Source organism: Mesorhizobium sp. M2C.T.Ca.TU.002.02.1.1 (assembly GCF_003997225.1).
Genome location: NZ_RZTO01000378.1, coordinates 1 through 5704, shown reverse-complemented (window position 1 = coordinate 5704; position 5704 = coordinate 1). Strand labels below are relative to the sequence as shown.

General features: G+C 63.8%; 9 protein-coding genes. 4 read left to right on the top strand and 5 right to left on the bottom strand.

Annotated features, from left to right (window positions below; genetic code table 11):
- Both EOD07_RS19775 and EOD07_RS19770 read right to left on the bottom strand, forming a co-directional pair.
- The coding region (locus EOD07_RS19775) for an SDR family NAD(P)-dependent oxidoreductase (protein ID WP_127236668.1) at nucleotides 1-562 on the bottom strand (562 nt) is incomplete at its 3' end.
- Nucleotides 563-743: 181 nt separating this feature from the next.
- A complete protein-coding gene (locus tag EOD07_RS19770; RefSeq protein ID WP_164772367.1) occupies nucleotides 744-1244 on the bottom strand; it encodes an MmcB family DNA repair protein in 501 nt (166 codons plus the stop codon).
- Between EOD07_RS19770 and EOD07_RS19765 the strand changes: the two genes are divergently transcribed.
- A complete protein-coding gene (locus tag EOD07_RS19765) occupies nucleotides 1243-1593 on the top strand; it encodes a hypothetical protein (protein ID WP_127236667.1) in 351 nt (116 codons plus the stop codon). The genes EOD07_RS19770 and EOD07_RS19765 overlap by 2 nt on opposite strands.
- Nucleotides 1594-1644: 51 nt before the next feature.
- Here EOD07_RS19765 and EOD07_RS19760 read toward each other — a convergent pair whose 3' ends face one another.
- Nucleotides 1645-1863 (bottom strand): hypothetical protein, encoded by a 219-nt coding sequence (locus EOD07_RS19760; RefSeq protein ID WP_127236666.1) that lies wholly within the window; start codon nucleotides 1861-1863, stop codon nucleotides 1645-1647.
- A 156-nt stretch (nucleotides 1864-2019) separates the two neighbouring features.
- Here EOD07_RS19760 and EOD07_RS19755 point away from each other — a divergent pair, with 156 nt between their 5' ends.
- Nucleotides 2020-2490, top strand: a complete 471-nt coding sequence (locus EOD07_RS19755; protein ID WP_073987685.1) for a nucleoside deaminase — start codon at nucleotides 2020-2022, stop codon at nucleotides 2488-2490.
- 7 nt (nucleotides 2491-2497) lie between these two features.
- On the opposite strand, the gene EOD07_RS19750 is transcribed toward EOD07_RS19755, so the two are convergent.
- Entirely contained in the window at nucleotides 2498-3286 is a 789-nt protein-coding gene (locus EOD07_RS19750; RefSeq protein ID WP_127236665.1) for an outer membrane beta-barrel protein, read from the bottom strand.
- A gap of 232 nt (nucleotides 3287-3518) precedes the next feature.
- Between EOD07_RS19750 and EOD07_RS19745 the strand changes: the two genes are divergently transcribed.
- Complete coding sequence (locus EOD07_RS19745) at nucleotides 3519-4484, top strand: helix-turn-helix domain-containing protein (protein WP_127236664.1); 966 nt, start codon at nucleotides 3519-3521, stop codon at nucleotides 4482-4484.
- A gap of 6 nt (nucleotides 4485-4490) precedes the next feature.
- On the opposite strand, the gene cueR is transcribed toward EOD07_RS19745, so the two are convergent.
- Nucleotides 4491-4895, bottom strand: coding sequence for a Cu(I)-responsive transcriptional regulator (gene cueR, locus EOD07_RS19740; protein ID WP_071036406.1), 405 nt, complete (start codon nucleotides 4893-4895; stop codon nucleotides 4491-4493).
- A gap of 227 nt (nucleotides 4896-5122) precedes the next feature.
- On the opposite strand from cueR, the gene EOD07_RS19735 reads away from it, so the two are divergent.
- The coding region (locus EOD07_RS19735; RefSeq protein ID WP_164772366.1) for a L,D-transpeptidase at nucleotides 5123-5704 on the top strand (582 nt) is incomplete at its 3' end.

Here is a 5704-nt window from a genome sequence, read left to right as displayed (position 1 = left end):
CCCCGGTGCCCGGCATGATGCGGGCCGGCGAAAGCGCCATGAAACGCAGGCCGAGGCCGAGCTTGTCCGATTCCTTCTGGCAATGGCCGGCCAAAAATATCTGCATGCGCTTGGCGCCGGCATAGCCGCCGGAATTCGGCGGGCCGCCGGTGATGGCGGCGCCGCTGGCAATCAGCACCACCCGGCTGCCCGCTTTGAGGCGACCCTTGAGGGCTTCGCGGCAGAACAGGAACGATGCCTTGACGTCCATTTCCCAGTTCGCCGAGAAGGCGTCCCAGCTCTGCTCCTGAATCGGCGCGGCCGCGGCGAGCGCCCCCGCGCAGACCACCAGCAGGTCGGGCGCCAGCGCATCGAAAACCGCCTGCGGCGCGGCTTCCGCCGTCGCATCCGCGGCCAGTGTCTTCAAGCCCGGGCGTTCCCAGGCAAGCTGCTTCAGGTCGGCGGCGCCTCGGGCGACGGCAAGCACGGTCGCTCCCGCGCCAAGCGCGGCTTCCACGATCGCGCGGCCGACGCCCCTGCTGCCTCCGACGACGACGACATTCTGATTTTGCAACGGTTTCATGTGATCACCTCTTCCAGGCCGCCGGCCATCCGGACGCGCCTGCAGGTGAAGACAATCGGGATGAGCGAAAATCATCGGTGCGAGATGAAAATTCTTGCCGGCCGCAGGCGAGGGGGAGGTTGGAGCCCTGGCCCGACGCCGGGCGTCAAGGGCCCCGGCACCTAATCCTTGGGAAAAGAACCTATTCGCTCTCGCCGTCCAGCGCCGGCACGGCGACGCCGGCAAGCTCGGCTGCCAAGAGCCGCGCGGCGCCCGCCCGCGCAATCCGCAGCATCAGCGCCTTGCGCGTCGCGGCCGCCATGCGGTGCTCCGGCGCATCGCGCAGGATCTCCGCGCCGTAGCCGTCGGAAAGGATGAAGCCGCATTCCTCGGGAAAGATGTCCTGTGGAACGCCGGGATGGGTGGCAAAGAAGAAGCGGTCGGAATGCAGCCGGTAGTCCGGCCATTTGCGGTCGACGCGGAAATCCTCGATCGAGGACTTGATCTCGATGATCCAGATGTCGCCCTGCCTGGTCAGCGCGACGAGATCGGCGCGCCGTCCGGTGGCAAGGGACAGCTCAGGCAGCACATGCGCGCCCATTTCGGTGAGCAGCCGCTGCACGCCGCGCCGCACCAGCATGGCGCGCTCGGACTGGCGGCCGTCGATCAACGGGTTGAGGGGAATCGGGGAAACGATGGGCATGGGAGGCACCATGCCAGATTTTGTTCACGGTTTGAACCCGCCGGGCGATTATATATTTGGCAAGCCAACCCATGCTACCTTACGCGAGCTCGGAGCTGCCATGGCCGACAAAAGTCAGCACACACCAATCATCAAAGGTATTCTCATAGCTGAGGCGTTTGTCGGGGGAGCATTCGTCGCCTTCTGGCTATGGACAGGTAAAGCCACCATCCCAAAGCATGGCGGTGGCCTGACAACCTTGGATAGGGTTGAAGACCCGTACCTCTATTGGTTCCTGCTAATTGCAATTTTAGGCGTGCTCATAGCCTTCCCACTCCGATATCTCCACAAGGGGCCGCCGAAGCGCTAAGGGTCCACCTCGACCCAGCTACAAGCCACCGGACGAACGCTGCACCCCTTACTACGAGTCTCCCGCTCGAAACTCATCTGCCAGGAGCCTGGCCAGGTGGTCGCGGCTCAGGCTCAGTGTTTCTTTCAGGAACCACAGGAAGTTGCTCGGGCCGTCCGTCGGCAGGCCGTTTTCCGCCGCCTGGGTGATGACCGCGCGCTGGCGCTCGATCCGCTGTTCGATCTCGCGGATGTGCTGCTCGACCCGTTCGATGTCGTCCTGGAGACCCATGGCCGGCAATCTCAGCGTGCGCGATCGTCAAGATAGCACCAAACCGGAAATGCGTGGAGCGTAAAGCCAGCGGGATGCTTGGCCGTGGTTCACGCAAGATTAGGTCTTGCTAACCATATCCCTCGGCAGCAATCTCGCCCTGAGAGGATTTCCCCCATGACCCGCGATCAGATGCTTGCCCACCTCCGGTCCGCCGACGCTGTCGCGCGCGAGGCGGCGGCGCATGGGCATCATCCGTTCGGCTGCGTGCTGATCGGGCCGGACGATCGCGTTTTGATGCGGCAGGGCAATCTCGACACGGTGCGCCATGCCGAGACGGAGCTCGCCCGCCGCGCCGCGGCGGCCTATGAGCCTGAGTTCCTGTGGCAATGCACGTTGGTCTCGACCTTCGAACCGTGCGCGATGTGCGCCGGCACGATGTACTGGGCGAATATCGGGCGCCTGGTCTATGGGGTCGAGGAAACCAGCCTCCTGGCGCTCACCGGCGATCACGAGGAGAATCCGACGATGAACCTCGCCTCGCGCACCGTCTTCGCCTCCGGCCAGAAAAAGATCGAGGTCTTCGGCCCCTTTCCTGAAATCGCCGATGAATTGCTCGCTCCGCACCGCGATTTCTGGAAGCGCTGACACCGTCTCAGAAGCGGGTGCTTCCCGCCTCGTTGAATCGGTAGACGAGGGAGAACGAAAGCGTCTGCACTTTCGGCTTGAAGGCAATGGCGCTGTCCGGGGCTCCGGTGGCGTCGACATACATGCCCGCGCTTCTGCGGCCGTAGTCGGCAAAGCGGTATTCGGTCTTCATGGACCAGCCCGGTGAAGCGATGCCCGTGAAGTCGAGCGGGTTCTCGACGCCGCCGCCCACGAACCAACCGTCATAATGTTGCCCCGCAACGCTCAAGGGCACGAGTGGCGTCGGGTCGAGGCTGGAGCCAGTGAACTCGGCGTGGCTGTAGCCGCCATCCACGTAGATCAGCACGTCCGGAGTGGCCAGTACGCCGAGACGAAGCCCCGCGGCAAAGTTCAGCCTGTTGCTCGTGGTGCCAGAATATTGCTCGAAGGGCGCCTTGATCGAGCCCCTGATGTCGCCGAACTGCGCGTCGGCAAAGGCGCCGGCCACCCAATTGGGGGCGAATTGCCAGTCATAGCCCCCGCCTACGGTGGCGAAGCCGCCGCTGCCGCTGGTCCCCACTGACGGTCCCGGCGCAGGAAAGCCTCCGAAATCGGTGTACTGGTCGGCGCTCCACCAGCCGAACCCGCCGCCGGCGGAAAGATAGAACCCGCTCCAGTCCCGGGCCGGCGCTTGCCTCACGGCGTTCATGTCGGCCGCCCAAGCCGCCGGCGGCAACATGCTTGCGATCACGATACCGGCCGCGCGCAAAAATCTCATGTGAAAGTCCCCGAAATTGATCTTGGCACGTGCAGCCATGGCTGATTTTGCGGCTGCCGTCTTGGACGGACGGGCTCCGGCATTGGATGGGCGGGCGCGGTTTGAAATCGATTGGGAATGTGGCGCGGCTGCAACGAACACCGATCCAAATGATCACAGCTTGGACCGGGTGGCTTTAGGATTGGACTGGGGAGCCTTTTTGCTTCTTTTTGGCCGACCCCCGCTGGCACAGTCGTGCTAGGCTGAGAACGGGGCAAACAGATTTCCATCCATGCAGAAGATCGATTTTTCGTCGGCCAGCCTGCCAGCGCATCTGAGCGACAGGGATCGCTTTCGCCTCTGGCGCGACATGTGGATGGAGCAACTTGGCGATGCCGAGATCAGGCATGCCGAGGACAAGCCTTTCGCGACGGCGACGAAGATGCGCTTCCTCGGCGAGCTTCGCGTCGGCCTGTTCGAGACCACGACCGAGTACTATGTGCGCACGCGCCGGCATGTCGCCAACGACCGCGACGATATCTTCGTCGGATTCTACCGCAGCCCCAAGCCGCAGATATGGTCGGTCGCCGATTGCGATCTGTCGCTGCGGCCCGGCAACGGCATCGCCTACAACGTTGCCCAGCCCTGCCGCAGTTTCACCGACGGCGTCACGTCATGGGTCCTGGCCTCCATCCCCCGCGCCTCGTTGCTGAGACAGGTGCCGCATGCCGACGACCGCCCGGTGACGCGGCTCGACCCGGCAAGTCCCGCCGTGCGCCATCTGGAGCGCATGATCGACTTCCTGCTTCGATCCGAGGAGGTGGATGAGGAGCCGGCGCTTTCGCGGCAGGCCGGAATGGCGCTGGCCGATCTGATCGTGCTGGCGCTGGGGGCCAAGGGCGATACGGCGGAGATCGCGATCGGCCGCGGGCTGCGCGCGGCGCGGCTGCGTGAAGCTTTGGCGGTGATCGAGGCACGCTTCACCGACCCGGCGCTGTCGACGGAGATGGTGGCCCGTGCGATCGGGCTTTCGCGTCGATATCTCAACACGCTTCTGCTCGAGAGCGGCAGCACCTTTGCCGAGCGCGTGCTGGAGCTACGGCTGCGCAAGGCATGCGCCATGCTGTCGGACATCCGCAACGACGCCACGAAGGTAAGCGACATCGCGTTCGCCGCGGGGTTCAACGACGTATCCTATTTCAACCGGCGGTTCCGGGCTCGCTTCGGCGCCTCGCCCACGCAATATCGCGGCGGGTAATTTCTTTCAGGCGGATACTTGGTCCGCAGCGCCCGCCATGTCGTCCAGGATCGGGCAGTCCGGCCGGTCATCGCCATGGCAGGCATGGATGAGCTTCTGCAGCGTTGAGCGCATCGACTGCAATTCACGCACCTTCTCTTCGATCGCCCTGACATGGGCGGCGGCGATCTCGCGCACGTCGTGGCTGGCGCGGCCGCGATCCTCATAGAGCGCCATCAGCTGCCTGCAATCTTCGATTGAGAAGCCGAGATTGCGCGCACGGCGCAGGAAGGCCAGCCGATGGACGTCATCGCCGGAGTAGTCGCGATAGCCGTTCCCGGCCCGCGCCGGGCGGATCAGGCCGATCTCCTCATAGTAGCGGATGGTCTTGGCCGGCAGGCCGGAACGCTCGGCGGCATCACCGACATTCATGGCACTCTCCTTGGACTCCAGGCAGCTCTATGAGCCGCCTCATTGATTTTGTTTCACAATCCTGTGAACCCTGTTGCCGAAATGCCGCAGTTCGGCACTTACCGGCAGGTAAGGTCTTGCATATAGGCAGTGCGCGCTTGGCAAGCAAAAGAAATGCCAGCATGAATGATGGCAGCAAAGCGGCCGACTCGTGCCGCTGCCATAGAGACGGGGCGTCGGACCTATTCATGCGCTTGAAGTCATTTGCAATCCTCGCCGCTCTTGCGCTGTCGACCGCGATCAGCGGGTGCAGCACCATCGGCGGGCAAATGTTCACCAACAACTATGGCGCGATGACCGATGCCGGCTATCAGCTGCCGCGCATCCCGATCGAGAAGGTCCCCGCCAGGTATCACCGCCAGGAAGTGCGGTATGACTCCCCCGAGAAGCCGGGCACCATCATCGTCGATACCCAGAACAAGTTCCTTTACTTCATCGAGGGCGACGGCATGGCGATGCGCTACGGCATCGGCGTCGGCCGCGAAGGTTTTGAATGGCACGGCACCGCCCATATCGCGCTGAAGCGCGAATGGCCGACATGGACGCCGCCGGCGCCGATGATCAAGCGCCAGCCCGAGCTCGCCAAATTTGCCGGCGGCATGGAGCCGGGTCTGAAGAACCCGCTCGGCGCGCGCGCCATGTATCTCTTCAACAAGGGCGGCGACATGGGCTACCGCCTGCATGGCAGCCCGGAATGGTTCTCGATCGGCAAGGCGATGTCGTCGGGCTGCATCCGGTTGATGAACCAGGATATTATCGACCGCTACGAC